At 49.0% G+C, this 26514-nt stretch carries 30 protein-coding genes; 21 read left to right on the top strand and 9 right to left on the bottom strand.

Translation table 11 applies throughout. The features are described 5' to 3' along the window. Positions 1–17: 17 nt before the first annotated feature. Positions 18–1382, bottom strand: a complete 1365-nt coding sequence (locus AC3WU2_RS08295; protein ID WP_492453061.1) for a Na+/H+ antiporter NhaC family protein — start codon at positions 1380–1382, stop codon at positions 18–20. A gap of 45 nt (positions 1383–1427) precedes the next feature. Beyond that, complete coding sequence (gene bioA, locus AC3WU2_RS08300) at positions 1428–2795, bottom strand: adenosylmethionine--8-amino-7-oxononanoate transaminase (protein WP_492453064.1); 1368 nt, start codon at positions 2793–2795, stop codon at positions 1428–1430. Positions 2796–3013: 218 nt separating this feature from the next. Here bioA and acpS point away from each other — a divergent pair, with 218 nt between their 5' ends. Beyond that, a complete protein-coding gene (gene acpS, locus AC3WU2_RS08305; RefSeq protein WP_492453066.1) occupies positions 3014–3424 on the top strand; it encodes a holo-ACP synthase in 411 nt (136 codons plus the stop codon). Between the two features lie 30 nt (positions 3425–3454). Here the strand turns inward: acpS and AC3WU2_RS08310 are convergent, their stop codons facing one another. Beyond that, complete coding sequence (locus tag AC3WU2_RS08310) at positions 3455–3808, bottom strand: c-type cytochrome (RefSeq protein ID WP_492453068.1); 354 nt, start codon at positions 3806–3808, stop codon at positions 3455–3457. A 137-nt stretch (positions 3809–3945) separates the two neighbouring features. Here AC3WU2_RS08310 and mutY point away from each other — a divergent pair, with 137 nt between their 5' ends. Beyond that, positions 3946–5067: an A/G-specific adenine glycosylase gene (gene mutY, locus AC3WU2_RS08315; RefSeq protein WP_492453070.1), complete on the top strand. Its 1122-nt coding sequence runs from the start codon at positions 3946–3948 to the stop codon at positions 5065–5067. Positions 5068–5127: 60 nt separating this feature from the next. Here the strand turns inward: mutY and AC3WU2_RS08320 are convergent, their stop codons facing one another. After that, complete coding sequence (locus AC3WU2_RS08320) at positions 5128–5739, bottom strand: superoxide dismutase (protein ID WP_018754874.1); 612 nt, start codon at positions 5737–5739, stop codon at positions 5128–5130. Between the two features lie 374 nt (positions 5740–6113). On the opposite strand from AC3WU2_RS08320, the gene AC3WU2_RS08325 reads away from it, so the two are divergent. The 11 genes from AC3WU2_RS08325 (at position 6114) to AC3WU2_RS08375 (ending at position 14469) form a co-directional block, all read left to right on the top strand. After that, positions 6114–6536 carry a GNAT family N-acetyltransferase gene (locus tag AC3WU2_RS08325; protein ID WP_492453073.1) on the top strand — a complete coding sequence of 141 codons (423 nt, stop codon included), beginning with the start codon at positions 6114–6116 and terminating at the stop codon, positions 6534–6536. A gap of 76 nt (positions 6537–6612) precedes the next feature. After that, on the top strand, positions 6613–7170 hold the full coding sequence (locus AC3WU2_RS08330; RefSeq protein WP_492453075.1) for a DUF402 domain-containing protein: 558 nt from the start codon (positions 6613–6615) through the stop codon (positions 7168–7170). A gap of 6 nt (positions 7171–7176) precedes the next feature. Further along, positions 7177–7758, top strand: coding sequence for a signal peptidase I (lepB, locus tag AC3WU2_RS08335; RefSeq protein WP_492453077.1), 582 nt, complete (start codon positions 7177–7179; stop codon positions 7756–7758). Positions 7759–7986: 228 nt separating this feature from the next. Beyond that, complete coding sequence (queG, locus tag AC3WU2_RS08340) at positions 7987–9693, top strand: tRNA epoxyqueuosine(34) reductase QueG (RefSeq protein WP_492453079.1); 1707 nt, start codon at positions 7987–7989, stop codon at positions 9691–9693. A gap of 99 nt (positions 9694–9792) precedes the next feature. Next, the gene (locus tag AC3WU2_RS08345; RefSeq protein WP_492453081.1) at positions 9793–10011 is read left to right on the top strand and encodes a YneF family protein; all 219 of its coding nucleotides are present in this window, start codon (positions 9793–9795) and stop codon (positions 10009–10011) included. Positions 10012–10029: 18 nt separating this feature from the next. Continuing rightward, the gene (folE, locus tag AC3WU2_RS08350) at positions 10030–10623 is read left to right on the top strand and encodes a GTP cyclohydrolase I FolE (protein ID WP_026263705.1); all 594 of its coding nucleotides are present in this window, start codon (positions 10030–10032) and stop codon (positions 10621–10623) included. A gap of 233 nt (positions 10624–10856) precedes the next feature. Then, entirely contained in the window at positions 10857–11702 is an 846-nt protein-coding gene (locus AC3WU2_RS08355; RefSeq protein WP_492453213.1) for an electron transfer flavoprotein subunit beta/FixA family protein, read from the top strand. Then, positions 11699–12721 carry an electron transfer flavoprotein subunit alpha/FixB family protein gene (locus tag AC3WU2_RS08360; protein WP_492453084.1) on the top strand — a complete coding sequence of 341 codons (1023 nt, stop codon included), beginning with the start codon at positions 11699–11701 and terminating at the stop codon, positions 12719–12721. The genes AC3WU2_RS08355 and AC3WU2_RS08360 overlap by 4 nt, the downstream gene beginning before the upstream one ends. Continuing rightward, positions 12714–14009: an FAD-dependent oxidoreductase gene (locus AC3WU2_RS08365; RefSeq protein WP_492453086.1), complete on the top strand. Its 1296-nt coding sequence runs from the start codon at positions 12714–12716 to the stop codon at positions 14007–14009. The genes AC3WU2_RS08360 and AC3WU2_RS08365 overlap by 8 nt, the downstream gene beginning before the upstream one ends. Beyond that, positions 14006–14302, top strand: a complete 297-nt coding sequence (locus AC3WU2_RS08370; RefSeq protein WP_018754884.1) for a ferredoxin family protein — start codon at positions 14006–14008, stop codon at positions 14300–14302. Before AC3WU2_RS08365 ends, AC3WU2_RS08370 begins: the two co-directional genes overlap by 4 nt. Positions 14303–14307: 5 nt before the next feature. Then, positions 14308–14469, top strand: coding sequence for a hypothetical protein (locus tag AC3WU2_RS08375; protein ID WP_018754885.1), 162 nt, complete (start codon positions 14308–14310; stop codon positions 14467–14469). A 66-nt stretch (positions 14470–14535) separates the two neighbouring features. Here AC3WU2_RS08375 and AC3WU2_RS08380 read toward each other — a convergent pair whose 3' ends face one another. Beyond that, positions 14536–14991 (bottom strand): DUF6843 domain-containing protein, encoded by a 456-nt coding sequence (locus tag AC3WU2_RS08380; RefSeq protein WP_492453089.1) that lies wholly within the window; start codon positions 14989–14991, stop codon positions 14536–14538. Between the two features lie 193 nt (positions 14992–15184). Between AC3WU2_RS08380 and AC3WU2_RS08385 the strand changes: the two genes are divergently transcribed. Together AC3WU2_RS08385 and AC3WU2_RS08390 are read left to right on the top strand one after the other, a co-directional pair. Then, complete coding sequence (locus AC3WU2_RS08385) at positions 15185–16156, top strand: phosphotransferase (RefSeq protein WP_492453091.1); 972 nt, start codon at positions 15185–15187, stop codon at positions 16154–16156. Positions 16157–16294: 138 nt separating this feature from the next. Next, on the top strand, positions 16295–17098 hold the full coding sequence (locus tag AC3WU2_RS08390; RefSeq protein ID WP_492453093.1) for a YqjF family protein: 804 nt from the start codon (positions 16295–16297) through the stop codon (positions 17096–17098). An 84-nt stretch (positions 17099–17182) separates the two neighbouring features. Here the strand turns inward: AC3WU2_RS08390 and AC3WU2_RS08395 are convergent, their stop codons facing one another. Continuing rightward, on the bottom strand, positions 17183–18328 hold the full coding sequence (locus tag AC3WU2_RS08395; protein ID WP_492453095.1) for a Fe-Mn family superoxide dismutase: 1146 nt from the start codon (positions 18326–18328) through the stop codon (positions 17183–17185). 87 nt (positions 18329–18415) lie between these two features. Further along, complete coding sequence (locus AC3WU2_RS08400; protein WP_492453097.1) at positions 18416–19399, bottom strand: alpha/beta hydrolase; 984 nt, start codon at positions 19397–19399, stop codon at positions 18416–18418. Between the two features lie 495 nt (positions 19400–19894). Here AC3WU2_RS08400 and AC3WU2_RS08405 point away from each other — a divergent pair, with 495 nt between their 5' ends. Further along, a complete protein-coding gene (locus AC3WU2_RS08405; protein ID WP_492453099.1) occupies positions 19895–20638 on the top strand; it encodes an IclR family transcriptional regulator in 744 nt (247 codons plus the stop codon). A gap of 95 nt (positions 20639–20733) precedes the next feature. Here AC3WU2_RS08405 and AC3WU2_RS08410 read toward each other — a convergent pair whose 3' ends face one another. Beyond that, entirely contained in the window at positions 20734–21042 is a 309-nt protein-coding gene (locus AC3WU2_RS08410) for a winged helix-turn-helix transcriptional regulator (RefSeq protein WP_018754893.1), read from the bottom strand. Positions 21043–21226: 184 nt separating this feature from the next. On the opposite strand from AC3WU2_RS08410, the gene AC3WU2_RS08415 reads away from it, so the two are divergent. The 3 genes from AC3WU2_RS08415 (at position 21227) to AC3WU2_RS08425 (ending at position 22669) form a co-directional block, all read left to right on the top strand. After that, positions 21227–21616, top strand: a complete 390-nt coding sequence (locus tag AC3WU2_RS08415; RefSeq protein ID WP_018754894.1) for a DoxX family protein — start codon at positions 21227–21229, stop codon at positions 21614–21616. A 26-nt stretch (positions 21617–21642) separates the two neighbouring features. Continuing rightward, positions 21643–22350, top strand: a complete 708-nt coding sequence (locus tag AC3WU2_RS08420) for a pirin family protein (protein ID WP_492453103.1) — start codon at positions 21643–21645, stop codon at positions 22348–22350. Positions 22351–22513: 163 nt separating this feature from the next. Continuing rightward, positions 22514–22669, top strand: a complete 156-nt coding sequence (locus tag AC3WU2_RS08425) for a hypothetical protein (RefSeq protein WP_018754897.1) — start codon at positions 22514–22516, stop codon at positions 22667–22669. Between the two features lie 95 nt (positions 22670–22764). Here the strand turns inward: AC3WU2_RS08425 and acnA are convergent, their stop codons facing one another. Continuing rightward, positions 22765–25479 carry an aconitate hydratase AcnA gene (gene acnA, locus AC3WU2_RS08430; RefSeq protein ID WP_492453105.1) on the bottom strand — a complete coding sequence of 905 codons (2715 nt, stop codon included), beginning with the start codon at positions 25477–25479 and terminating at the stop codon, positions 22765–22767. Positions 25480–25777: 298 nt separating this feature from the next. Between acnA and AC3WU2_RS08435 the strand changes: the two genes are divergently transcribed. Continuing rightward, entirely contained in the window at positions 25778–26044 is a 267-nt protein-coding gene (locus tag AC3WU2_RS08435; protein ID WP_492453107.1) for a hypothetical protein, read from the top strand. Between the two features lie 222 nt (positions 26045–26266). Next, on the top strand, positions 26267–26514 hold a 248-nt coding region (locus tag AC3WU2_RS08440; RefSeq protein WP_492453109.1), incomplete at its 3' end, for a hypothetical protein.

Below are 26514 nucleotides of genomic sequence, written 5' to 3' on the forward strand. Positions count from 1 at the left end.
AAAGAACGAGCTATCCTTTACTGGGATAGCTCGTTTTGGCGTGATGAGGTAATCCGTTTCTTGTTGACCAGATCGATGATGCATGAAGTGATCACCGTAAGGAGCGGCAGGCTCCATAGGAAAATCGCATAGGGCACATACGAAGCGATTGGGATGCCGATAATGGTGCCGCACAGCACAGCGAGCAGATTCCAAGGAATCATAGCGGCTGCAATGAGCGCCGTGTCTGCGATGACACGGGATAGGTGCTCACGTGGGAATTTTCGCTCCCAGAGCGGGAGAAGATTCCGTCCGGTCATCATGATTGGCAGCGTTTGGGTACAGGATAGCAAGCCTAAGATGATGCCGAACAAACCGGTTCGCAGCGTACCTGAGGCCATGGATGGTGCTGTGCCTAATATTTTCTCCATGTAAGGTTGTAACGTGCCGGTTTTCTCCAATATCCCGTTATACGCTCCAGCTAGTGCGATCAGCAGGACCAAGTCCAGCATTTGAAGCATGCCTTTGGTATGAAGGGAAGGCAGTTCAGCGAGATTGTATCCACTCCATAAGGAATGGAGCCAGTCGACGAAGGAGACCTGCTGCAGCCAGGTACCAACGACGATGCTGGCGGCGATGGACAGGAGGAACGCGTACTTCGTCTTGAGACGGAATACATTCGCCCCGAGCAGGATGATCACAGGGATCAAGAGCCAGGGGGACAACTCAAAATGGGCGCTGAAATTCGTCGTCGGCATGGTGACATGCTGTGCATTCCAATCCCCTCGTAGGTCAAAGATCCAATAAAAGGCTAGCGAACATAGCACAGCTGCTATCGTCGTTGGCATCATTTTCGGATATTGCTTACGGACCGTCGTGCCAGTCGAACTGGCGAGCAATTGATGGGCACTGGAAAAGGGAGAGGTCCGGTCGCCGACGAATACGCCAGAGACCAAAGCTCCTGCGAGCAGAGGGAGCGGGATTTGAAGCACCGCCCCCATCCCGATAAGCGGTATGCCAATAGCACTAAGCGTGCCCGTTGACGTGCCTAGAATCATCGAGACAACCGCACAGAAGACGAAGGAGAGTGTGACCAAGTATGTGGGGTCAATCAACTGCAGCCCTTGCTCGATGAGGTAAGGGATGGTGCCGCTCTCCGTCCAAGCCGGAATGATAAGACTGACGAAGAGGAGAATCCAGACTACCTCTTTGGTATGCAGAACGCCTGACTTGATGCTCCGCCCCAGCGAGCTCCAGGATGTACCGGCCTGGATCGTGAAGAAGATCAGCGATCCAAGGCCGAGCAGGAAGCCAAACGCTAACGGAATGTGCATGAAATAGGCGAGCAGTAGCCCGGCAATCGTCAAGCTAATCATGATGCCCAATTGAAGCGGACGAATCATGGGTCGGTTCCTCACTCTCTCTCGATATGACAATTTATATTCGAATTATGAACCCAACACACGTTGGAATACGCGCAAGGTGCGTTCGGTAATCTCTACAACTTGCTCTGGCGTCGTACTGAGCGGAAGCCAGTAATAGATCGTATCGCCGAGTGGGCGGAGGATTAATCCTTCTTCGAGCCCTGCCTGATAGATGCGATTGCCGATGCGCGTCCCGGATTCGAAAGGTGTGCGGCTGGCTGCATCCTGATATAAATCCATCGCGGCAATCATGCCGATCTGGCGTACGTCGGCGACTTGCGGCAATGCCGCGAATACACGGAGCTGCGATGATAGTTCAGTGGCTGCCCGATGGGATTGTTCGAGGACGCCTTCTTCTTCGAACAAGCGAAGGCTCTCTAAGGCGACGGCACAAGCGACAGGGTTCCCCGTGAAGCTGTGGCCGTGGAAGAACGTCTTCTGCGTGGCGTAATCGTCATAGAACGCCGCATAGATCTCTTCGCGGCACAGCGTCGCCGCGAGGGGCATCATGCCCGCCGTCAATCCTTTGCTGACGCAAAGGATGTCGGGGCTAATGCCCGCGTGCTCGCAGGCGAACATCGTGCCGGTTCGCCCAAACCCTGTGGCCACCTCATCAGCTATGAGGTGGACATCGTACTGCGCGCAGAGTTCGCGCAGTCCTGCAAGATAGGCGGCGGGGTAGATCACCATGCCGCCAGCCGCTTGAATCATCGGTTCCACGATGATTCCCGCTAGGGTGTCCGCGCGCTCCTGGAACAGCGCGCGCACGGCTTCCAGCGCGTCCGCCACGAGGGCGGCTTCGCGCTCAGGTGTCCGTGCGCTGCCGAGCACGCGCACGTCCGGTGAAGGTACGCGATGCGCGCCGAAGAGCAGCGGCTTGAACATCGCGTGGTACAGATCAACGCCGCCGACGCTGACGGCACCGATCGTATCGCCGTGATAGCTGTTCTCCATGAAGACGAAGCCTGTCTTCGACGGACGACCGATTTGCTGCCAATACTGGAAGGACATCTTGATGGCGACTTCGACAGCCGTCGAGCCGTTGTCAGAATAGAAGACCTTACTTAGTCCTTCAGGTGTGATATGTACCAGCTGCTCTGCAAGCTCGATACCGGGCTGATGCGTCAGACCGCTGAACATGATGTGGTCGAATTGGTCGAGCTGACGCTGGATGGCTGCTTTGATACGCGGATTGCCGTGTCCGTGCACATTGCACCACCATGAGGACACCGTGTCGTAGTAAGCTTTGCCCTCGGCATCGAAGAGTTCGATACCTTGAGCGCGTGTGATCAATAGATGATCCTGCTCGGCATAATCTTTCATTTGCGTGAACGGATGCCATACATATTGGCGATCCTTCGCGAGCAGTTCTTTCTTATATTGTGATTCCATGTTGTTGTAACCTCCTATCCGATACAAGACAAATGACGAGTCCATGTTCAAGCTTAATCCTCTGTACGGTTCTTTGCAAGATCGCTTGTGCATCGGATACGGATGGAAACGAGGATGGAGAGGGGGCGTTTCTGGTTGCAAATAGGCATCGAATTCGCATTCTGCTATAATGAGACGCATGTAATAGTTCATTACGTCGGAAATCAAGGGGGATCAGCATGATCGTTGGAATGGGTCACGATATTCTAGAAATCGAACGGATTGCAGATATGCGTGAGCGGTCCTCGTGGGAACGGTTCTTGCATAAGGTGCTAACGGATGCGGAGCGTGATCTGGCATTGGAGCGTGGAGGCAGGATCATTGAATTCGTGGCGGGTCGATTCGCTGCGAAGGAAGCTGTCGTCAAAGCGCTGGGCTGCGGGATTGGAGAAAAGGTCGGGTTTACGGATATTGAGATTTTACCGGATGCGCTCGGCAAGCCTGGCTGTACACTCTCGCAGGAAGCGTGGAGCAGACTATGGATGGACGAGCCCTGCTACACGATTCATATTAGTATTACACATCAGCGATCGCTTGCATCGGCCATGGCGATTGTCGAACGCCGGGAGGACAGTCAAGCTTACGCTTGAGAGCCTGCCCGAACCCGAAATAACACGCAGTTATTTTTTGGTCGATAACCAGTCAGCCAGCTGTTCAATTTCCTGCTCTTCAAGCATTTTCTTAAATGCAGGCATTTTGTTGCTGCCTTCGGCAATTTGCGTGACAATCTCATCTTTGGTCATTTTCGCGCCAACCTTCGTTAAGTTGGTATCGGCACCCATACGTCCCGTCAAGTCCGCTGCATGGCAGCTCATACATTTTTGCTTGAATAGGGTAACGGTCTCTTCAGGTCCTTCAAGGGCCACTTCGTTCTTCGTCGTTCCACCGCTTGCGCCGCATGCGGAGAGGACGAGGAGAGCCGTACAGAGTATGACGGATGCACCGATCGTACGTAATTTGCTATGTAATGTCACAGGGTTTCCCTCCATGTATAGATCTTACAATCAGTATAGGTTAGTAGGGAGTACCCTACAAGCCTACGGAGGAAAATGACACCACTTGTTCAATCTAAATTCATTTACCTCGCATAAAAGGAGTTTTTATAGAAATTATGCAATCATCTATTGAAGCCAAACATTATTTTAGCCGCGAGCTGCTCGCATGGTATAACTTGTACAAAAGAGACTTGCCTTGGCGCCGCCATCGCAATCCCTATTATATTTGGGTCTCCGAAATTATGCTGCAGCAGACACGTGTCGATACCGTCATTCCTTACTTTCACCGATTTATTGATCGTTTTCCGTCGATTGAAGCGTTAGCGGATGCGCCGGAAGAAGACGTGCTCAAGAGCTGGGAAGGACTTGGTTATTACTCCCGTGCTCGCAATCTCCAATCCGCAGCGCGTGAAGTGAAGGAGCAGTATGGTGGAGAGGTTCCTGCCACGAAGAAAGAAATCTCAGGCCTGAAAGGCGTAGGCCCTTATACAGCTGGAGCGGTGCTCAGTATTGCTTATAATCAGCCAGAGCCTGCAGTCGATGGCAATGTCATGCGGGTGTTATCGCGATATTTCCTCATCGAAGAAGACATTATGAAAGGGAGCACACGTGCCTTTATGGAAGGGTTGGTCGTCGAGCTCATCCCAGAAGGGGAAGCGTCGAATTTCAATCAAGCGTTGATGGAGCTAGGTGCGCTCGTCTGTACACCGAAATCACCGCAATGTCTGACTTGCCCTGTTATGGCGCATTGCGCGGGCCGGATCGCAGGCATGGAGGAATCGTTGCCCGTGAAGACAAAAGCGAAGCCGCCGCGTCCTGAGTATCGATCTGTCGCGATTATCGAAGGGACGGGGGCGAATGCAGGCAAAGTGATCGTGCGTCAGCGTCCTGCGGAAGGATTGCTTGCCCGGATGTGGGAGCTGCCGCATATTCTTGCCCCACAGCAAGCCGCGCTTGCCGGTGCCGATGACCCCGTTCAGATGGATATGCTGCGAGGCGCGATGCATGAGGAAGGTATCGCCATGGTGCCAGATGACTTCGTGATGGAAGCGGATCATATCTTCAGCCATATTCATTGGCATTTGAGAGTATACCGTTGTGCATCGAAGCTGCCCGATAACTCTTCTCTGCCTGAATCTTATCGATATATTGAAGAGAAGGATATGGATGAGCTCGCATTCCCGAATGTGTTCATTCGTATTCTGCGTGCGTACTTCAAGGAAATTCATATCTCATGAAGAAAAAAAGCTCGACCTTTGCGCTAGCGCAGAGGTCGAGCTTTTTACGTGCGAATTGCTTTATTTCGCTGCTGTGTAACGTTTGCCAACTTCTTCCCAGTTCACAACGTTCCAGAATGCTGCGATGTAGTCCGGACGTTTGTTTTGATATTTCAAGTAGTAAGCATGCTCCCATACATCAAGACCAAGCAATGGTGTTTCGCCATCCATGATCGGGCTGTCTTGGTTAGGCAAGCTGTATACTTTCAAGTTGCCTTCTTTGGATAGTGCAAGGAATGCCCAGCCGCTGCCGAAGCGAGTTGTTGCTGCTTTTGCGAAATCTTCTTTGAACTTATCGAAGCCGCCAAGCTCATTGTTGATTGCATCAGCAAGTGCGCCAGTTGGAGCGCCGCCAGCGTTTGGTGCGATTGTCTCCCAGAACAAGGAGTGGTTCGCATGTCCGCCACCATTGTTGCGAACTGCTGTGCGGATTGCTTCAGGAACGCTGCTCAAATCAGCGATTAGATCTTCAACGCTTTTGCTTTGAAGCTCAGGAGCAGACTCCAGTGCTGCGTTCAAGTTCGTTACATACGTGTTATGGTGACGATCGTGGTGAATCATCATTGTTGTTTCGTCGATGTGTGGCTCAAGTGCATTGTTTGCATAAGGTAGTGCTGGTAATTGATGTGCCATCGTTAAATACCCTCCCGTAAATATGTAGTTTCACTTCTTTATTAAAACCTATTTAACATAATAAATCAACATTTATGTATGTAAAGTCGAGAGGGCGTTGTGAACTTCTTCCACTCAAAAAAATACGATCCGTGAGCGGTAGCGTACTTGGATGAAGAGAAACCCCTTGGGGCTCTAGCTCCAAAGTCGATTTTTGGTATATTTTGAAAGCGCTTAAGTTTAAGCGCTTTCACGAGATATACGGAGTAATATCAAGTTTATTGTAGATTTTGTTAAGAAAATAGAAGATTTTCCGCGAATTTTGTTGTATTATAACAATATGTTTTTTCAGGAAGCACGGAGCAGTACAGTTTAATAATAAAGGAGATTGAAGTATGCAGGTTCGTTCCTTTCAGTTGTCGGATTATATGCGTGTGACTCAGCTATTTGAAGAGTCGCTGTCGGATTTATGTTACGAGCAGACGATGGAGGCTTTTGCAAGGCAGTTATCATGGGATAGCGATCTTGTACTGATCCACCAAGAAGACGATGTAATCAAGGGCGCCATTATTGGAACGATCGATAATAACCAGGGATGCTATTACAGACTGGCTGTTCATCCTTCTTACCGTGGACAAGGTGTCGGCAAATCGCTGATTACCTCGATGCAGCAGCGTTTCCAAGGCCGCAACGTATCCAAAATTTGCATCGCGGGGGACGAGCATAACGAACCGATATTACCGCTGTTCGCATCGATGGGATTTGACGTAACGAATGTTCTTCAAGCATTTCAGAAACTCCGTATTGTAACGGGTTAATTACGGGAATCATCCTTTATAGGGCATATCTTTCCACGCCATTGCAAATGGTGGAAAGATATGCTTTTCTATTATTATGAAGAATCTAACGTATACTCCTACATTAATCAAAAGTTTCAAGCACAATGGACATTTACATCGGCAGTGGCTAGAGAATTGGCTTGTACCCCAGGAGTTCCTCGATCCTGAGCATCAGCGCGAAGGTATGGTCGTGTTAATCAATTGTCAGACGCCTATTCAGGAAGCCGACGGTAAGCAGTGGATGAGCAAGGTTCCCGCGGTTTCTTTTTTTATCCCGGGTGCGTGGTACAATATTGTGGCCTTAATTGAAGAGACGGGTGTGCGCTATTATTGCAATATTGCCTCACCGCCTTATCTGGCCAAAGACGTCGTGACGTATATCGATTACGATTTGGATGTTGTACTTTACGCAAGCGGGCATATAGATATTGTAGACCGTGATGAATATGAGCGGCATAAGGCAAGTTATCACTACCCTGAGATTGTAGATCAAAAAGTGGCCACGGGCCTCTCGCAGCTGTTAGATCGCATCCAGAATAAGAAGGCTCCCTTTCAAGACGGTCTCGTGGTGTCGTATTACAATGCATGGAGACAACATTTCGCCAAGGAGTAAGAGCCTATGGATAACTTGTTACCGACGGGAAATGAGCCGCCGAAGACGCTGACAGTGCCTCCGCGCAGATGGAAGCTGGTGGTCAGGGATTGGCTCAATGCCTTAATTATTGCGGCTGTGCTCGTGGTACTGCTGCAGACGTATGTATTTAATTTGTCAAAGGTGAAAGGGGAGTCGATGCAGCCCACGCTGCATGATCAAGATCGGTTGTTTGTCGATAAAATTGTATACGCCTTCGCAGAGCCGAAGCGCGGTGAAGTCGTTATTCTGCAAGATCCTTCACTAGATGTGGGCAGACAGTTCCTTGTGAAGCGCGTTGTTGCGATTCCGGGAGATGAGATCGAAATTCGTGACCGTAAGCTGTTTGTGAACGGCGTAGTTCAATCAGAGGGCTACACGGATATTTGGATTGAAGATGATAAGCCTGTGCATACGTTTTTGGAAAAGGATGAGTATTTCGTGCTGGGGGATAACCGGCATCATGAGAAGAGCAAGGATAGTCGGCGGTTCGGACCGGTGAAGCGGGACCTTATTATTGGGAGGGCTGACCTCATCATATGGCCCTTCAATAAAATCACCTGGCTTTAGAGGAAGTATTAAAATCTCACTTTGATAACGGAGCATGACTGTGGGATTATTCGGCATCGAATCTTGAATTCAACCGAGATTTCCGGTACTCACGTAGGCTCTCCCTACGCTCCGTTTCCTCAATCTCTAGTTTCATTCAACCTTCTCGGTTCTGAAAGTGAAATTTTAATACCTTTATTGAAATGAAAAGCAAAACCCATAATTCTAACAATCAACGAGGTGAAAGAAGTGACGGATTCACATAAGACCGATGCGCCATCAGAAGCGCAGCGCTGGGCACAGCTCAAGTCAGACATCCTAGAAGCAGCAACCTCCCTCGGCATCGACAGCATCGGCTTTGCATCGGCGGATCCGTTCACGACGCTTAAAGATCGACTCATCGCCCACCGAGCCAAGGGCTATGAATCGGGATTTGAAGAAAAGGATTTGGACAAGCGGACGACACCTGCGCTATTGTTCGACCGTCCGAAGTCGATCATTGCGATCGCGGTTGCCTATCCTTCGAAGCTGGTGGACCCGCCGAAGTCGGAGCCGGGCGCCTATCGAGGGATATTGGCGCGTTCATCCTGGGGACGGGATTATCATCATGTTCTCCGGGATCGCCTGAAGCGTCTGGAAGCGTTCATTGCAGAACGTGTGCCGGAGGCTCGCATGGAGAGCATGGTCGACACAGGGGCACTCTCAGACCGGGCTGTTGCAGAACGCGCTGGCATTGGCTGGAGTGCGAAGAACTGTTCGATTATTTCGCCCAAATTGGGATCGTGGATCTATCTTGGCGAGATGATTACGAATATTCCGTTCGAGCCGGACACGCCGGTGACGGAAGGATGCGGGGAATGTACCAAATGTATCGATGCGTGTCCCACGAATGCGCTAGTAGGCCCAGGGCAGCTCAACGCGCAGCGCTGCATTTCATTCCTAACCCAGACGAAGGGTGTGCTCAGCGACGAATTTATGACTAAGATCGGTAATCGTCTCTATGGCTGTGATACGTGTCAGATCGTCTGCCCGGAGAATCGGGGCAAGAACTGGACGCAGCATCCCGAGATGCAGCCGGATCCCGAGATTGTAAAGCCGCTGCTTATTCCACTGCTCTCGATGAGCAACAAGGAGTATAAGGCGAAGTTCGGCGATAATTCATCTTCCTGGCGTGGGAAGAAGCCAATTCAGCGGAATGCGATTATTGCGCTGGGGAATTTCAAGGATGTCACGGCCGTTCCGCATTTGCATGCCCTAATGAAGGAAGATCCGAGACCGGAGCTTCGCATCACAGCGGCCTGGGCACTCGGCAAGATCGGAGGACAAGCATCGATGGAAGCGTTAGAGGATATGCTGCACCGTGAAGCGGACAGTGATGTGATTGCGGCGATTGGGCAAGCCAGAGCGAAGTTAGGGCAGCATACAACCCCATTATTGTATACCGAGATGGACTCGCCGATTGGGCCGTTAACGTTAGTACGTTCGATGCAAGGGCTATGCCGCATCGAATTCGGCGCATTCGTAGATCAAGAGGCATCGATTCAGGAATGGGCAAGTCGGTGGTATTCGGAACCCGAGCTGATTCGCAATCATGCTGCGATGAAAGATATCGTGATGCAGATACAACAATTTTTTGCAGGTGAGCGCAAGTCGTTCGATCTCCCGCTAGACATGAATGGAACGCCGTTCCAGCTGCAGGTGTGGCAAGCATTAACCGAGGTGCCTTATGGAGAGACATGGTCCTATAAGCAAATTGCCGAATGGATCGGCCAGCCGAAGGCGGTACGTGCCGTTGGCGGCGCGAACAATAAGAACCCGGTATCGGTCATTGTACCTTGTCATCGAGTGATAGGGATGAACGGCAAGCTGGTCGGGTATGGCGGCGGGTTGGATAAGAAGCAGATCTTGCTCGCACTCGAGCAGGAAAATACGGATTTACCGTTTGTCAGTGAATAGTGGACATGCTATGATATTTGCAAATATACATCTGATCAAGGCTCGCGTAGACTGCGTAAGCATTGGGATGTGACTAAATAGATGAGGTGACTTAATCGAATGAGTTATGTTATTCCAATTGTGACATTAATCGTGGGGCTAATTCTTGGTTTTATTATCGGCGTGTTCTATCTGCGCAGACAATTGACGAAGATGCAGAGTGACCCGCAAATGCTTCAGAAGATGGCGAAGCAAATGGGCTATAACTTGAACAATAAGCAAATGCAGCAAGCGCAGCAAATGATGAAGGGTCAAAAAGGCGGGCGTAAATTTAAGTAATTGAAAGTAGGGTGCATCTTGTCGGGAGTAAAGGATTATGTGAATGAACACGTACAGCAGAATCACGAGAAGATTGAATATCATGTACAGCAAATCCTGAAATTGATCGGTGAGGATGTAGAGCGGGAAGGGTTGTTAGAGACACCTGCTCGGGTCGCACGGATGTATGAGGAGATTTTCGCTGGCTATGCTGTCGATCCGCGTGAAGTGCTCGGTGTGACGTTCGATGAGCAGCATGAAGAGCTTGTCATTGTCAAAGATATTGTCTACTACAGTCAGTGTGAACATCATATGGCGCCTTTCTTCGGGAAGATCCATATCGGTTATATCCCTAGCGGGAAAATTGCGGGTCTTAGCAAGCTCGCACGCCTCGTTGAAGCGGTGACGCGTCGATTGCAGGTGCAAGAACGGATTACATCCGAAATTGCTGATATTATGGAAGAAGTGCTGAAGCCGCACGGCGTAATGGTTGTTGTGGAAGGGGAGCATTTGTGCATGTGCGCGCGAGGCGTGAAGAAGCCGGGCAGCAAGACGGTAACGTCCGGTGTCCGCGGCAGCTTCCGTCGCAGCTCGACACTGCGCAACGAATTTTTATCGTTAATCAAATCATAATCATTGTTGGGTAGAAGAATCGCTCGTAAAGCTCTTACATAGAGGCTTTGCGGGCGATTTTTTTGAGATTATAGGTTTTACTGGGGCCCCCCGCAAAGTATTTGAATAGGCTTCGTAGTGAAGTCGTCACTTTGTGGGGTTATTTTGTTCGCGGAACGGTATAGAACCGCCTGTTGAACAATAAAGTGATAAGAAGAGTTGTGACGATGTATCGTGAAAAGGAGTGGCTGCAAATGCTGCACATTGTTGCTTGTATCAAACAAGTACCTGACACGAAAATTATTAAAATGAACCCGAAGACCAACACCATGGATCGGTCCAGTGCCCCGGCCATCCTCAATCCCTACGATGCGCATGCGGTGGAGGAGGCTGTCCGCTTAAAAGCGAGGTATGGCGGGAAGGTGTCTGTCGTCACGATGGGTCCGCCGCCAGCGGTCAAAGCCATTCGTAAATGTATTGAGATTGGGGCCGATGAAGGCTATCTCATTACGGACCGTGCCTTTGCTGGGGCAGATACGCTTGCAACCAGCTACTCACTCACCAAGGCGATCGAGAAGATCGGGACGATGGAGCCGATTGACCTGATTATTTGCGGGAAAATGACCATTGATGGTGATACCGGACAGGTAGGTCCCGGTATTGCACGGAGGCTGGATATTCCGCCGTTGACGAGTGTGAATAAGGTGGTCGAGCTTGATCGTGAAGCGGGCTATGCGGTTGTTCATCGGAAGCTCGAGGATGGGTATGAAGTGATTCAGACGACATTGCCTTGCTTGCTGTCTGTAGAGAAGGAGATTAATGAAATTCCATATTCGACCTTACCGAATATGATGCGAGCTGCGCGGTATCAACCGGTGATTTGGTCGGTTGAAGATTTGGGGATCGTGGATCGGACGAAGCTTGGACTAAAAGGCTCGCCGACGATCGTCGCCAAAGTATGGCCGCCGGATAAGCCAAAGGGCGGCGAGATGCTGCAAGGGAGCAGCGAGGAGCAGGTGAATCGGTTATTCAGTATTCTGATGAATAAGAAGGAACTATTCCATAAGTCAGGCGCCACAGAGGAAGGAGGCGTGCAATGAATATTGAAGAATATCGCGGCATTTGGGTGTTTCTAGAGCATAAAGATGGAGCGATTGTCCCAGTCTCACTTGAATTGCTTGGCGCGGGCAGACGGCTTGCGGACAAACGTGGCGTTCCGTTATCAGGGATTCTTATTGGCGATGGCGTGAAGGGTCTAGCAGCAGAGGCAATCACTTATGGTGCGGAGACGGTCTATGTGTATGATGATCCGATATTCCACCATTACCGCACAGAATCGTATATGAGGGCAGTTATTGCTTGTGTCGAGAAGTATAAGCCGGAAATTTTCCTCTATGGCGCGACCTCGACGGGCAAAGATTTGGCGAGTGCTGTAGCGACAGACCTCGCGACAGGCCTTACGGCGGATACGACGATGCTTGATGTCGACGCCGAGACCGGGCTGCTGGAGGCGAGTCGACCCGCGTTCGGCGGCAATATTATGGCCACGATTCTGTGTAAGAAGGACCGCCCACAGATGGCTACGGTGCGGCCGAAGGTCGTTAAGGCGCTGGAGCGGGACCCTGAGCGAACGGGTGAGGTCATCGAAGAGCCTGTAGAACTTCGTGAAGACGATATCCGCACGAAGGTGCTGGATATTGTCAGGCATACGGTGAAGAAGGTTCGACTCGATGAAGCGGATATTATTGTGGCGGGCGGCAAAGGCCTTGGCGGCCGCGCTGGCTTCGAGATGATCGGCGAGTTCGCGAAGCGAATCGGCGCTTCGGTTGGCGGAAGTCGGGATGCGGTGGAAGCGGGCTGGATTGAACATAGTCGACAGGTCGGACAGACAGGGGTCACGGTGACACCGAAAATTTATTTTGCGATCGGCATCTCAGGAGCGATTCAACATTTGGTCGGCATGCAGAACTCGGGCTTAATTATCGCGATCAATAAGGATTCGAATGCGGCTATTTTTCAGGCTTGTCATTATGGCATTGTGGGGGATGCATTCGAGATTGTGCCGATGTTAACGGAGGCCTTCGATCAAACGCTGCGAGAAGAGGTGGAACATGGCTGAGAAATTTGATGTCATTGTCGTTGGCGCCGGTCCAGCGGGGACCGCATGCGCATATACTTTAGCGAAGCAAGGTGTAAGCGTTTTACTCTTGGAGAGGGGGGAATATCCCGGATCGAAGAATGTGATGGGCGGTGTACTCTATCGTAAGATGATGGAGGATGTCATCCCGGGTTTTTATAAGGAAGCACCTGTCGAACGGCCGATTGTGGAGCAGCGGTTCATGATGCTGGATAAGGAATCTGCTACGACCTTCAGCTACAAGGGGATGGAGTGGGGGAAGGAGCCCTACAACAACTTTACGGTGCTCCGTGCGAAGTTCGACCAATGGTTCGCTGATAAAGCGGTAGAGCAGGGCGCACTGCTCATTAATGAGACGGTTGCGCTCGAATGTATCGTGAAGGACGGTAAGGTCGTCGGGGTTCGAACGGATCGGCCGGAAGGCGATATTTATGCCGATGTCGTGGTCCTTGCGGATGGGGTAAATTCGCTCCTCGCGAAGTCTCTTGGGTTCCACAAGGAATTCAAGCCGGATGAGGTGGCGCTTGCCGTGATGGAGGTGCTGAAGCTCGATAAGAAAGTGATCGAGGACCGGTTCAACCTGGAGGGGGACCAAGGTTGTACGATTGAGATTTTCGGAGACTCAACCAAAGGGATCCTCGGCACGGCATGGCTCTATACGAACAAGGATAGCCTTAATATCGGCGTCGGCACGATGCTGTCTGGGCTTATCAAGCATAAGCTGAAGCCTTATGAACTGCTGGAATATGTGAAGACGCATCCGATGATTCGTCCTTACATTCAAGGAACGGAGCAGCAGGAGTATTTGGCGCATCTCATTCCAGAGGGTGGATATCGGTCTATGCCGAAGATCGTCGGCGATGGCGTGCTCGTCGTTGGCGACGCGGCACAGATGGTGAATGCCATCCATCGGGAAGGGTCGAATATGGCGATGACCTCCGGTGTCATTGCGGCTGAGACGATTATCGAGGCGCAGTCGACAGGCGACTTTTCCGAGAAGTCCCTGGATGTCTATCGCCAGCGGTTAATGGATTCGTTCGTTGGGGAAGACCTGAAGAAATATAAGGATGCAACGCATCATTTCGAGAAATACCCGCACTATTTCGAGCAATATATCCCGATGATCAATCGAGCAGCGAGCCAGATGTTTACCGTCGATGGAACCTCGAAACGGGAGAAGCAGCGGAAGATCTGGCAAGGCATCGGTACAGTCGGCGATAAAATCAAAATTGCTCGTGACTTGTTTCAAGCTTGGAGGGTGATGAAATGAGTGATGGAACGAAAGGGCAATCGATTGAAGAGAAGCAATATTTGATCCGATTCAAGGCCGACACCAATTCGCATCTGCATGTGCTGGATTATGATACGTGCGCGACCAAATGTCCGGATAAAATCTGTACGATTTTCTGTCCTGCGGAAGTGTATAAGTGGGAAGACATTCGGATGCATGTCGGCTATGAAGGCTGTCATGAGTGCGGCAGCTGCCGGATCGGATGCCCGCATGAGAATATCAAATGGGTATACCCCAAAGGTGGTCACGGGATCATCTTCCGGTTAGGGTGAGCGCCATGTTCCGGGTCGGGGATCGCGTCGTATTCGTGACGGACGGGACGGTTGGAATTGTAATGGGCATTGAAGAAGATCGATGCCAAGTGATATGGGAGGATTTCTTCGCCAGCTGGGAGAAGAAGGAGCTCTTGCGCAAGGAAGATCCACAGGCGATGATGTAGGGGATAAGGAACGATTGTACGGTGATAAAAAAGAGCTGACCTCGTGGTCAGCTCTTTACATCATGATTATGGCTTGCTGCGCTGCGCCTCATCCAATTGTTCGGTGGTTCCGACAAAGAACTTGACCGTCTGAGGGGTATGGACTTTCGTTCCATCGCCGTGAAGTGTACTTGATGACGATGTGCCAAAGTGATGAACCATGGCGTTTTCACCCAAAGGGATACTCTTCCAGGTACCGTCCGCAAGGACATAATAGTAGGTAACGGGACCTGAAGCATTCGGACTAGATGTTATTAATTTACCTGATGGCGGAATTTCATAGACGAGCGCATTTTTCTCCTGCTTTAACTCGGGATATCCAGGTTGGTCATATTCTACTTCGACCCATCCGACATAACCATCGGGGATTAAATACATATGTGCTTTATAATCGTCATAACGATTTACTATAAAAGCTACTAGAATTGCTATTGTGAGGCAAAAAACGACTACAGAAGTTAACATGATCCATGGTTTTTTCACTCATGCTTCCTCCCTTGGGGATGCATATGGCTATAAAAAAAGCCTTTGGAGTACGCGCTCCAAAGGCTTATTAATTTTATCGACACCTTATTCAACATCATAACAAATCGTGAAGAAACAGTCTATATTTTTGGGAAAATTTCCGATAAAGTTGAAGTGCCGGCAATAACCGAAGAAATGGAGTGTTGCTAAGATGGAACGGAATTTTCACCTCGATTTATCTGATTTGCAAACTTATGTAGGGAACGTGTTTGGAACGAATTATTGGGTTACGGATATGGTGAGGTTGCACGGCGGTGCACAGAAGGTCATCTACAAGTTGAACTGTAGCAATGGATTTTCCTGTGTACTCTATGTGTGGGATCTGACGATGAATTATTTTCAAGAAGAAATCGAAAGCAATGGTGCGGATCATCGATCTTATGGTAGTGATTTATTCGCGATGAATAATAGATTTTTCAAGGAACAGGGGATTCGAACGCCTGCTCTGTACGACTTGAATCAGGATCAAACGAAGTATCCGTTCGATTATGCACTCGTAGAATACATGGAAGGGCAGAAAGCGGAGGTCTATTTTCACGAGTCGGATACGCGGGTACAGGATGCATTGTTCCATCAGATCGGCGATATGCTGGCTGGCATGCATGGGAACATAAGGCAGACTTTTGGGAAGGTGAATGATCGGGAAGAAGCCAGAGAGAACTGCCACTTACTTCAGAAGAAGGATGCCGAAAATCAGTTGTTGTATGCCTCCCAGTATATTGAGCCAATCAAGGCCCACTATAGCCAGCTGCTCGAAATGCTGCATGTGCTCGCATCACGCATAGCACCTCGCAACCGTTATGGATTTATCCATGGTGAATTGGGTCCCGATCATATATTGGTGAATCAGCAATTGGAGCCTTACTTGATCGATATCGAGGGAGCGGAGTTCTATGATATCGAGCTTGAACATAGCTTCCTTGAACTCCGTTTCGGCGAATATTATCGGTATCTTAAGCATGATACGCTTGATCCGTACCGAATGGCTTTTTACCGATTCTATTACCACATCTCCTTAATGGCGGGGGGGCTAAAGCTGCTGCATCGCGGTTTCCCGGATCAACAATTTGCAAGAGATCTTGCTGCGTATCATTCCCGGTGTGCATTGGGGTATTTGTTATAATAGACTGTTCTATTTACTGTGCAAATGAGGCTTCTTGCATAGATTTATCAAATTATCGCATCCTACATTCCAATACTGTATAACTTGGTGTATCCTGCCATCCCGAAGCATACGCGTATTGGAGGGACTGACTTATTCATGCAATTATCAGAGTTGAATCCCACGCGTCCTTGGCCACTGCCGCAAGCGCCGTGGATCATGTCGCAGCAATGGCGTGACATCACTTTCGTCCATTACGCGATGGATCCGAAGATGCTGTCCTCGTTCATCCCGAAAGGACTTGAACTGGATACCTATCATGACCAAGCTTGGATCAGCATCGTCGTTCTACAGGTGCATCACCTGAGATTACGTTTCATGCCACCCATACCGGGCATGATGGACTTCAATCAGGTCAACATTCGCACCTATGTTCGATCTAGTGAAGGCAAACCCGGGGTCTATTTCTTACGTATCGGTGCCACCAGTCGCTTGGCTGTGTTCGGCGCTTCGCAATTTATGCATATGCCGTTCGTTCATGCTGATCTTCGCATCGATCCGATGCATCCGGACAAGCCGCAATTGAGCCATCCGCCGGATCAACGTATCGACTGCAGTCTTTCGGACCATACCAAGCTGCGTCTGCGTGCAACGCCGGTCTCGAGTCCTTATCCCGCAGTCACTAATTCATTAACCAAATGGCTTACAGAGCGTTACTGCCAGTATAGCGATATACTACATCCCGTACCGCTTCAAGCGAAAGGTGTTGTGAGCAATGAACTGATCATCACCGACATTCAGCACTCGCCTTGGTCCGTCCAGACTGCAAAGGTGTCCGTGGAACAGAACTCACTGCTTCAGCCCTTTGGTATCGCTCTTCCTTCTTCGCCGAATCTCGCAACGCATACGAAGAAGGTGCAAGCGTATATTTGGTGGCAGCGGCCTGTGAAGCCTATACGTTAACAGCAGTTCGTGCGAGGTATCACTTCTTTATAACAAAACATAACCCGCGCGGCTGTGAAGCTGCACGGGTTATTATAATGCCGTTCACCACGGCTGCCATCTCAATTGTTTTGCTTGCTTGTATCGGGCTGCTACCGCAGGCCAATAGACGACTTTCCACCAATTATCGATATATTTGCGGCGATTGTTCTGATACGTCAAATAATAGGCATGCTCCCAGACGTCGACTGGGAGGAGGGGAATGTTATCCCACTGTGATAAGTTCTGGTGCTTCTCAGCTTGTAAAATCTGCGTACGACCGCTACGAGGGCTCCAGACGAGGATCGCCCAGCCACCGCCTTCTACCTTCTCTGCTGCAGCACTGAAATGGGCCTTGAACTTCTCGAAGCTGCCATAATCCTGGATAATTTGCTCGGCTAAGTCTCCTTCAGGCTTCCCGCCGCCTTCAGGGTTCATGATTTCCCAGAAGAGGGTATGTAGATAGTGTCCAGCACCGTTAAAGGCCAACTCGCCTTCCCAATATTTAACGAGGTCGAAGTTCCCGTCTTCGCGTGCATTGGCAAGTGCTAATTCTGCATGGTTAAGACCATCGACATACGCTTGATGATGTTTGTCGTGATGGATTCGCATCGTTGTCTCATCGATGTAAGGTTCAAGTGCATCATAAGGGTAGGCGAGAGGCGGCAGTAGATGACCACCGATAGGAACGGGCTCCGGTTGTTTGGGGGGAAGCATATCGGACCATGTCTTCATCCGGTAATCCTCTGAAGTGATGGGAGACTGCTCTGTAACTGCGGGAGCAGTGATCCCCGGATGTACCATCGGTTGCGCGGTATGGATGAAAGACTCGGTTTGTTCAATGATACGGCGTAGGGTCTGCTGCGCTGGAATATTTCGTTGAATCGCAGGGCTTGCGGCAATCACTTCGCGAAGCTGTGTGACCCATGCTAGCGAATGGGCTAGGGAAGCGTTCAATAAATGATCGACTTGTTCTTGAAGTTCCGGGGCATAGGGCTGATGGGTATGGCGAAATGGATGGATATAGAACTGTGTATAGTGAATGGTTCGGTGCACGAGTCGTTCCCATTCGTTCAGCCAAGTGACATATTGCGGTTCAAGTGCGGGTAGCACGGAAGGAATGAAGGCCATGTTATCTTTCTCTTGTCGTTTCCATTGCAGAATTTCTTCGAGTACGCGCGCGGGCATGAGCGTACCATATACAAACAGCATGTCATAAGCACCTCCCTTAGAGCATCTTTAATCAAGATATTCCAAGTTGTTGATGCCTATGCCATGCTGTCAGGGTAGACTCTAAGATTAAGATACGGCATTTAAGAAAGAAGCAGTTCGCTTCAAATATTCTTTGGGATGTTGACGATAGATCATCTCATGCAATGCGCCATTCGAGATCCAAACCTCGGAGTTGAGATTGCTCTGCTTCGCTGCGAGTTCCTCTGCAATCGGATAAGGAGCCTTCTCATCATTCGTTCCGTGAATGAAGAAGATCGGCATTTCATAGTTATGACTTTTCACGGCCTCATAAGGAATTTGCTGCAAGCTCGTGCCATTAATGATAGGGAATAAGGATCTTAGAATGGGCAGCGATACATCACGCGGCAGCTTCATATGTTGACTGATATTATGATACAGTGTATCAGGCTCGAGCAGGAACGTACTATCTAAGATCATTGCATCGATGTCATCTGTCTTAAGCGCGGCTTGTAAGGCCGTGCCGGCACCCATAGAGAAGCCCCATACGACAATTTCTTGCGATCCGCGTTCCTTCGCATATTGAATGGCGCCGAGCAGTTGTTCACTTTCGATGGCGCCGCCCGTTGCGGCAAGCTTATGGGTCTTGGAGGCGAATCCGTAATCGAACATAACGACGTTGTAATTCAATCGGTGTGCGAATTGTGCGAGATCGTACATCGGTACCCACAGCTCTTCGCGGTTCGCACCATAGCCATGACTGAATACGATGGTCTTCTTCGAGTTCGCAGCGGGGATATACCAACCTTCTAAATTCGTACTGTTATCTAAAGCAGGGAATGTAATATTCTCGTAATGCAAGCGTTTGGCTTGATAGGGATTGGATGTGATGTCTGCAACCGTTGGATTAGACAACACCCATGCAATATATCCATGCAATGCTAGAAAGGCAAAGACGAGGAGTGTGACAAGTGATAGAGTAAGTGCGATCATGACATGTCTCAGACGCAGACGACGATAAGGTATCGCAGGTGCAGTAGGCTGTAGAATTTCGCCTTGAAGTACAGGTTCAGTCCATGTGGATGTCGTCATTGCGTATACCTCCTCTATAATCTTAGATGTGAATTGATTATTAATATATAATTTTGATCTTCCTTAAAAGTAAGTGTTCAAAAAGTCGGCAATTCAGCACCGAGAAGGTTGCGAGAACCTGAAGCCATGTTTCCGTAGCGAGTTTTTCTCCGAAAAACTTTTAGGAGGAACGGAGTTTAGGCGAAACCTAAATGAGTACCGGACTTCGAAGGTGAACGCAAGATTCGATGTCGATTATGCTTCTTGAATGACTTCGTGATCAATTGATGACATTTTGAACAACCTCTAAGAGATCTATGAAAGCGTTTTATAAATCTGTGGTAGTTCTATCGTATGATGAGATAGGTCTAGGGTCAATGGGTGGTCGTAATTTGTAAGGTCCTTGTAATCTACCTGTAACAGAGGTAATCTCAGCTTTACGAAAGCGTAGATTTTCGTTATACTAGATGTAACTTTGTTTCATTCTATGAAACTATTTTAAGGGGGAATCCTCTCTTGGAAGAACGTAAATTAACGGTTCGAGCCGTCGAGCGGGCTTTAGATATACTGATTTGCTTTACATCGGATACGGATTTGGGCTTGACGGAAATCTCCAGCAAGATCGGCTTGCATAAGAGTACCGTACATCGGTTGTTAACGACACTGGAGGAAAAAGGATTTGTCACACGCAATCAAGCGACGGAGAAGTATCGACTTGGCATGCGTGTATGGGAGCTGACTGCTAACTTGTCCCAAGAGGATGATCCAGCAAGTATACTGCTGCCGGAAATGGAGCGGCTGCGTGATTTGATCGGAGAGACGATCAGCTTGTACTTGCGTGATGGCAAAGAGCGCATCCGAATTCAAGCCGTACAGAGTAATCATGCGATACGCAGGGTAGCTCCTGTGGGTATGCGTGCGCCGCTATCGGTAGGGGCATCGAGTAAAGTATTGATTGCTTATGCGAATGGGGATATGCAAGCAGAATTAATCCAGTCATTAGACTGGACGTCTGAGACGGAGAAGGAGCACTATATCCGTCAGCTATCGGAGATTCGGGAGCAGGGCTATGCGACGAGTTTTGAAGAGCGGGAATCTGGTGCTGCAGCCCTATCTGCACCCATATTCGACAGATCTCACCATTTGGCGGCGGCCTTATCCGTCTCAGGACCTGTGAACCGCTTCTCGCTGCAGGCGATGCAGGATCAAGCGCCGCTTGTCATTGAAGCAGCGAAGCGCATGGGGAAGATGTTACGGTAGGAAGAGCGCCAAATAGGAATGAAGAGCACTAAAAAAGAGCCAATATCACTGCAGTACAGACTGCATGGTATCGGCTCTTTTTTGTCGTTCATGATTCACATCCATTTTTCGCCCCAGGATTGAATTTTCTCAATAACGGGTTCTAGATCTTTACCTTTATCCGTTAGGTCATATTCGATACGAACCGGGGTCTCCGGATAGACATTTCGGACGAGAATGCCGCAGTTCTCCAGCTCCTTGATCCGATCCGTCAGCATTTTATCGCTCATTTCCGGAATTTGCTCTTTAATTTCTTTGAATCTTCGTGGACCGCCTAACAGTACGCGAATGATTAGACCTGTCCAACGCTTGCCAAGCAGCTCAGAAGCGTGCTCGTATTTTGGACACATTTTAGAGTAATCCATTGTAACACCTCTTTTCCGGGCAAATGCAATGTGCAATGTCCTTGTCATAATTTTAACATATCTAATGTCAGAAAAATAGGTTTTTTAAAAATATTTTTAGTTGCTTGACAAAAGTTAGTTAAGGGGTGTATATTAATTTTAGTAAGTAACAAACAAAATATAAGTGTTAAGGGGAGAGTTACACATGTTAGATGTAGGTATTCTTATTATTCGCTTGGTGATTGGTCTTTTATTTATCGGTCACGGCGCTCAGAAATTATTCGGGATGTTCGGGGGACACGGATTACGTGGTACAGCAGGATGGCTTGAATCCATTGGCATGAAGCCAGGGATGTTGATGGCACTTATGGCTGGCGGCGGCGAGCTTGTAGGCGGGTTGTTATTCGCTTCGGGGGTATGGTTAACGATCGGCGCTGCACTCATCGTCATTACGATGCTGGTCTCGATCATTACGGTTCATGGTAAGAATGGATTGTGGATCACCGCAGGCGGTTACGAATATAATCTGGTTCTCATTGCTGTTGCTGTAGGTATCGCCTTGATCGGCGGCGGGCAATATACATTGATGAACTAATTTCATCGGAGTGAGGAGGGTCTAAGATGATTAACATTTATCCAGCAGCATCACGATATACAGCCGATCACGGTTGGCTGAAGAGCAATTTCAGCTTCTCATTTGCAGATTATTATGATCCGAGTAATTTAAATTTCGGTGCAATGCGCGTGCTGAATGATGATTTTGTTACGCCGCAAAAGGGGTTCGGTATGCACCCTCACCGTGAAATGGAGATTGTGTCTATCGTGCTATCGGGGGAGCTTGAGCATCGGGATAATCTGGGTAATCACGCGATTACTTCATTTGGTGAAATCCAGCGGATGTCAGCGGGGACGGGCATCTTCCATTCAGAGTTCAATGCTTCGAGCGATGAAACCTTAAATTTCTTGCAAATGTGGTTCATCCCCGGTGAATCGAATCTACACCCGTCCTATGAGACTTCGAAATTCGATGTGAGCCAAATGCGCAATCAGTTGCTGCCTGTTGTCTCAACCGAAGGTGGGGAGAACGTCGCGAAGATCCATCAAGATATGACGATCTATTTGTCTGATCTGGATGCGGGGAAATCCATTTCTCACATATCGACTGCCGATCGCAAAATCTTCGTCTTTGTCCTCGAAGGGGATGTCACCTTAAATGGTGAGGCGAAGCTTGGTACACGAGATTCTGCGCGGATTTCCGATATCACGACGCTGCAGATTGAAGCGAGTCATGATGCACGATTCATGCTCATTGATCTATGTGATCTGTAACACGTCATTAGCTCAGGCGCACCGCTCGTCCTTTAGGATGGGCGGTTATTCGTCTTTCCATGCACGCTTCGACACTTTGTTAAATTCGTTAACATATATCTGAGCATCGCCTTTGTATACTAGAAGTACACCCATCCAATGCTCCTGAAGGGAGACGGTATACATGGAGACGTTCGGCCGCGGTTGTCTGTATATTATCATTGGCTTCGTACTTATCTTCATACTAGCCATATTCGTTGGGGGGATTACGATCCCTTGGTTTATTCTGATTCCGCTTATTATATTCGCATTCTGGATCGCAAGCCAGAAGAACAAGTGACAGCGCACGAGTTGTTGGGAGAATGAAGAAGAGCTCCGAGATGTTCTATGAATCAGACATCTCGGAGCTCTTAACATATGATATGAGTTCGTTCTTTATTGGTTCGCAATCATTTGACGAAGTACCGTCTGCAAGATACCACCGTTATGGTAGTAGTCGACGTCCACCATGCTGTCTAGACGCACGATAGCCTCAAAATCAAAGCTGCTGCCATCTTCGCGAGTCGCGATAACTTTCACCGATTGTCCTGGCTGTACATCGTTGGACAAGCCAAGGATATCGAATGTCTCGCGGCCCGTAATGCCAAGTGTCTTCCAGCTCTGTCCATCTTGGAATTGAAGCGGAAGGACGCCCATACCAACAAGGTTACTGCGGTGGATACGCTCGAAGCTCTCTGCGATAACTGCTTTGACGCCGAGCAAGAATGTACCTTTGGCTGCCCAGTCACGGGAGCTTCCTGTACCGTATTCTTTACCTGCGATAACTACGAGGTTCTTACCTGCATCTTGATATTTCATGGATGCATCATAGATCGACATGACTTCTTCATTCGGCAAGTAAGTCGTTACGCCGCCCTCTGTACCCGGAGCCACTTGGTTACGAATACGGATGTTCGCGAACGTACCGCGCATCATCACTTCATGGTTACCACGACGGGAACCGTAGGAGTTGAAGTCTTCTTTCTTCACACCGTTCTCGATGAGATATTCACCTGCTGGACTGTCAGCTTTGATGTTACCTGCAGGGGAGATATGGTCCGTCGTAACGGAATCGCCCATCAATGCAAGCACGTTCGCGCTGTTGATGTCTGTAATATCATTCAGGCTTGTGCCTAGGTTCGAGAAGAATGGCGGGTTCTGAATGTAAGTCGATTTCTCATCCCACTCATACAATTCACCTTGTGGCGCTGCAATTTGATTCCAACGCTCATTCTGTGTGAATACGTGCTCGTATTTATCACGGAACATTTGCGGTGTTAATGCGGTTGCTACCGCTTCTTTGATTTCTTGCGATGTTGGCCAGATGTCTTTGAGGTACACTGGCTCATCGTTCTGATCGTAGCCGATCGGATCGTTCACAAGGTCAATGTTCACCGTACCTGCTAGTGCGTAAGCAACAACTAGCGGCGGGGAAGCAAGGTAGTTCGCTTTCACTTGAGCGTGAACGCGTCCTTCGAAGTTACGGTTACCGGAAAGAACGGCTGCAACCGTCATATCGTTATCCGCGATCGCTTGGCCCACTTCATCCGGCAATGGACCGGAGTTACCGATACAAGTCGCACAACCATAACCTGCTACGTGGAAGCCCAGTGCTTCGAGCGATTCCAATACGCCAGCTTTTTGCAGATATTCAGTTACCACAAGGGATCCTGGTGTTAAGCTGCTCTTCACATAGCCAGGCTTCTTGAGTCCGCGTGCAACGGCTTTCTTCGCGACAAGACCTGCACCGAGCATAACGCTAGGGTTCGATGTATTCGTACAGCTCGTAATCGCTGCGATCACGACTGCACCCGCAGCCATTTCACTCTTCTCGCCATTCGGATGGGAGACAGGAACGGATTGTACGATTTTCTCGTCGGACAAGCCATAGCCGCCTTTATCGATTGGTGTGCGAATAATGCTGTTGAATGCTTCTTTCATGTTCGATAGCTCGACACGGTCTTGTGGACGTTTCGGTCCAGCTAAGCTTGGTACGATCGATCCTAGATCCAGCTCAATCACATCGGAGAAGATTGGATCTGGTGTCGCGTCTGTACGATACATGCCTTGCTCTTTATAGTAGCTTGCTACAAGCTCGATTTGCTCTTCTGCGCGACCTGTACTGCGCATGTAGTTCAATGTCTCATCATCGACTGGGAAGAAACCAACCGTTGCGCCGTATTCTGGTGCCATGTTGGCAACTGTTGCACGGTCTGCAAGGCTGATGTTGGATAGACCTGGTCCGTAGAATTCTACGAATTTGCCGACAACGCCTTTCTTACGAAGTAATTGCGTTACTGTTAACGCAAGGTCTGTCGCTGTTGCGCCTTCAGCAAGGTTACCTGTTAATTTGAAACCGATAACTTCCGGTGTAACGAAGTAGAGCGGTTGGCCGAGCATACCAGCTTCTGCTTCGATACCGCCAACACCCCAACCAACAACGCCAAGACCGTTGATCATGGTTGTGTGGGAGTCTGTACCGACGAGGGAGTCTGGATAGACTTCAGTCACGCCGTCAACATCTTTCGTTGCAGCTACGGATGCAAGGTACTCAAGGTTCACTTGGTGAACGATACCTGTGCCTGGAGGAACCGCGCGGAAGTTATTGAACGCCGTTTGCGCCCAGCGCAAGAAACGGTAACGCTCTTCATTACGTTCGAACTCGACATTCATGTTGTACTCTAGCGCGTCGGGAGATCCGAATGCATCTACCATGACCGAGTGGTCGATAACAAGGTCAACCGGTACAAGCGGATTGATTTGTTTTGGATCGCCGCCAGCTTTTTTGACCGTATCGCGCATAGCTGCAAGGTCAACGACAACCGGAACGCCAGTAAAATCTTGCAATACAATACGTGCAGGAATGAACGGAATCTCTTTGTTCTCGTCGCGGCCTTCCGCCCAGCTCGCGATTTGCTTCACATGTTCACTTGTAATGGCTCTGCCGTCGAATTGACGTACAGCAGCTTCCAATAACACTTTAATGGAGAATGGAAGCTTGTTAATGCTGCCAATACCTTGCTCTTCAAGACCCTGAAGACTGTAGTAGCGGTAGCTTTTCCCGTTCACTTGCAGGTCGCGGGCTACGGAGTAGTGATCCTTTTTGGACATGATGCTGCGCCTCCTAAATTTATTCTCGAAGGAGTTCCCTTCGATCAAGAGTCCAATTTGAAATGATATTCGTTTCATCTAGTGAAACGCAATTTCAAATTATTGATTTACCTTAAGTATACCTGCATAATCTCTCGTCGTAAAGGGTTTTTTCACCGGGGATCCTCTAGGATTCTTTCAATAAAATATCGATAATTCCTGAAGATTTTACCATGAATCGATCATGAAAATGTTTACAATGAATGGAATATGACCACACCCCGCAAGGATGCTGAAGCGGTAGGAAGGAGACATTGATATGCCATTCTTTGAGAAGCTCCTATTCAAGTCCATTCGTTTCAAGTTGATCTTCGGGTTCCTCATCGTCATGCTCCCGCTTATTGTCTTCCTGCTCTACAACAATTTCTACGCCATCGAGGTCGTCCGCAATCAAATCGCGAATTCCAACAGTAATCTTACCGCCCTATATATGGGGCAAATTGATCGGAATTTAGAGGAGCTCGATAAGTACCTCTACAATTTATCAGCACAATTAGCTCGTTGCGTCTCCAAGTCACTGAAATAACTGCAGAAATGCAGTTAATTGACTCGTTACGCTCCCAAGTGGCTGAAATAACTGCAAAAATGCAGTTAATTGGCTCGTCGCGTCTCCAAGTCGCTAAAATAACTGCCGAAATGTAGTTATTTGGCTCGTCACGCCCCCAAGTAGCTGAAATAACTGCAGAAACGCAGTTAATTGACTCGTTACGCTCCCAAGTGGCTAAAATAGCTGAAGAAACGCAGTTAATTGACTCCGTTACGCTCCCAAGTGGCTAAAATAGATGCAGAAACGCAGTTAATTGACTCGTTACACTCCCAAGTGGCTAAAATAGCTGCAGAAATGCAGTTAATTGGCTCATTACGCTCCCAAGTGGCTAAAATAGCTGCAAAAACGCAGTTAATTGACTCTTTACGCTCTCAAGTGGCTAAAATAGATGCAGAAACGCAGTTAATTGACTCGTTACACTCCCAAGTGGCTAAAATAGCTGCAGAAAT

This window comes from Paenibacillus sp. EB106-05-06-XG162, assembly GCF_058791655.1.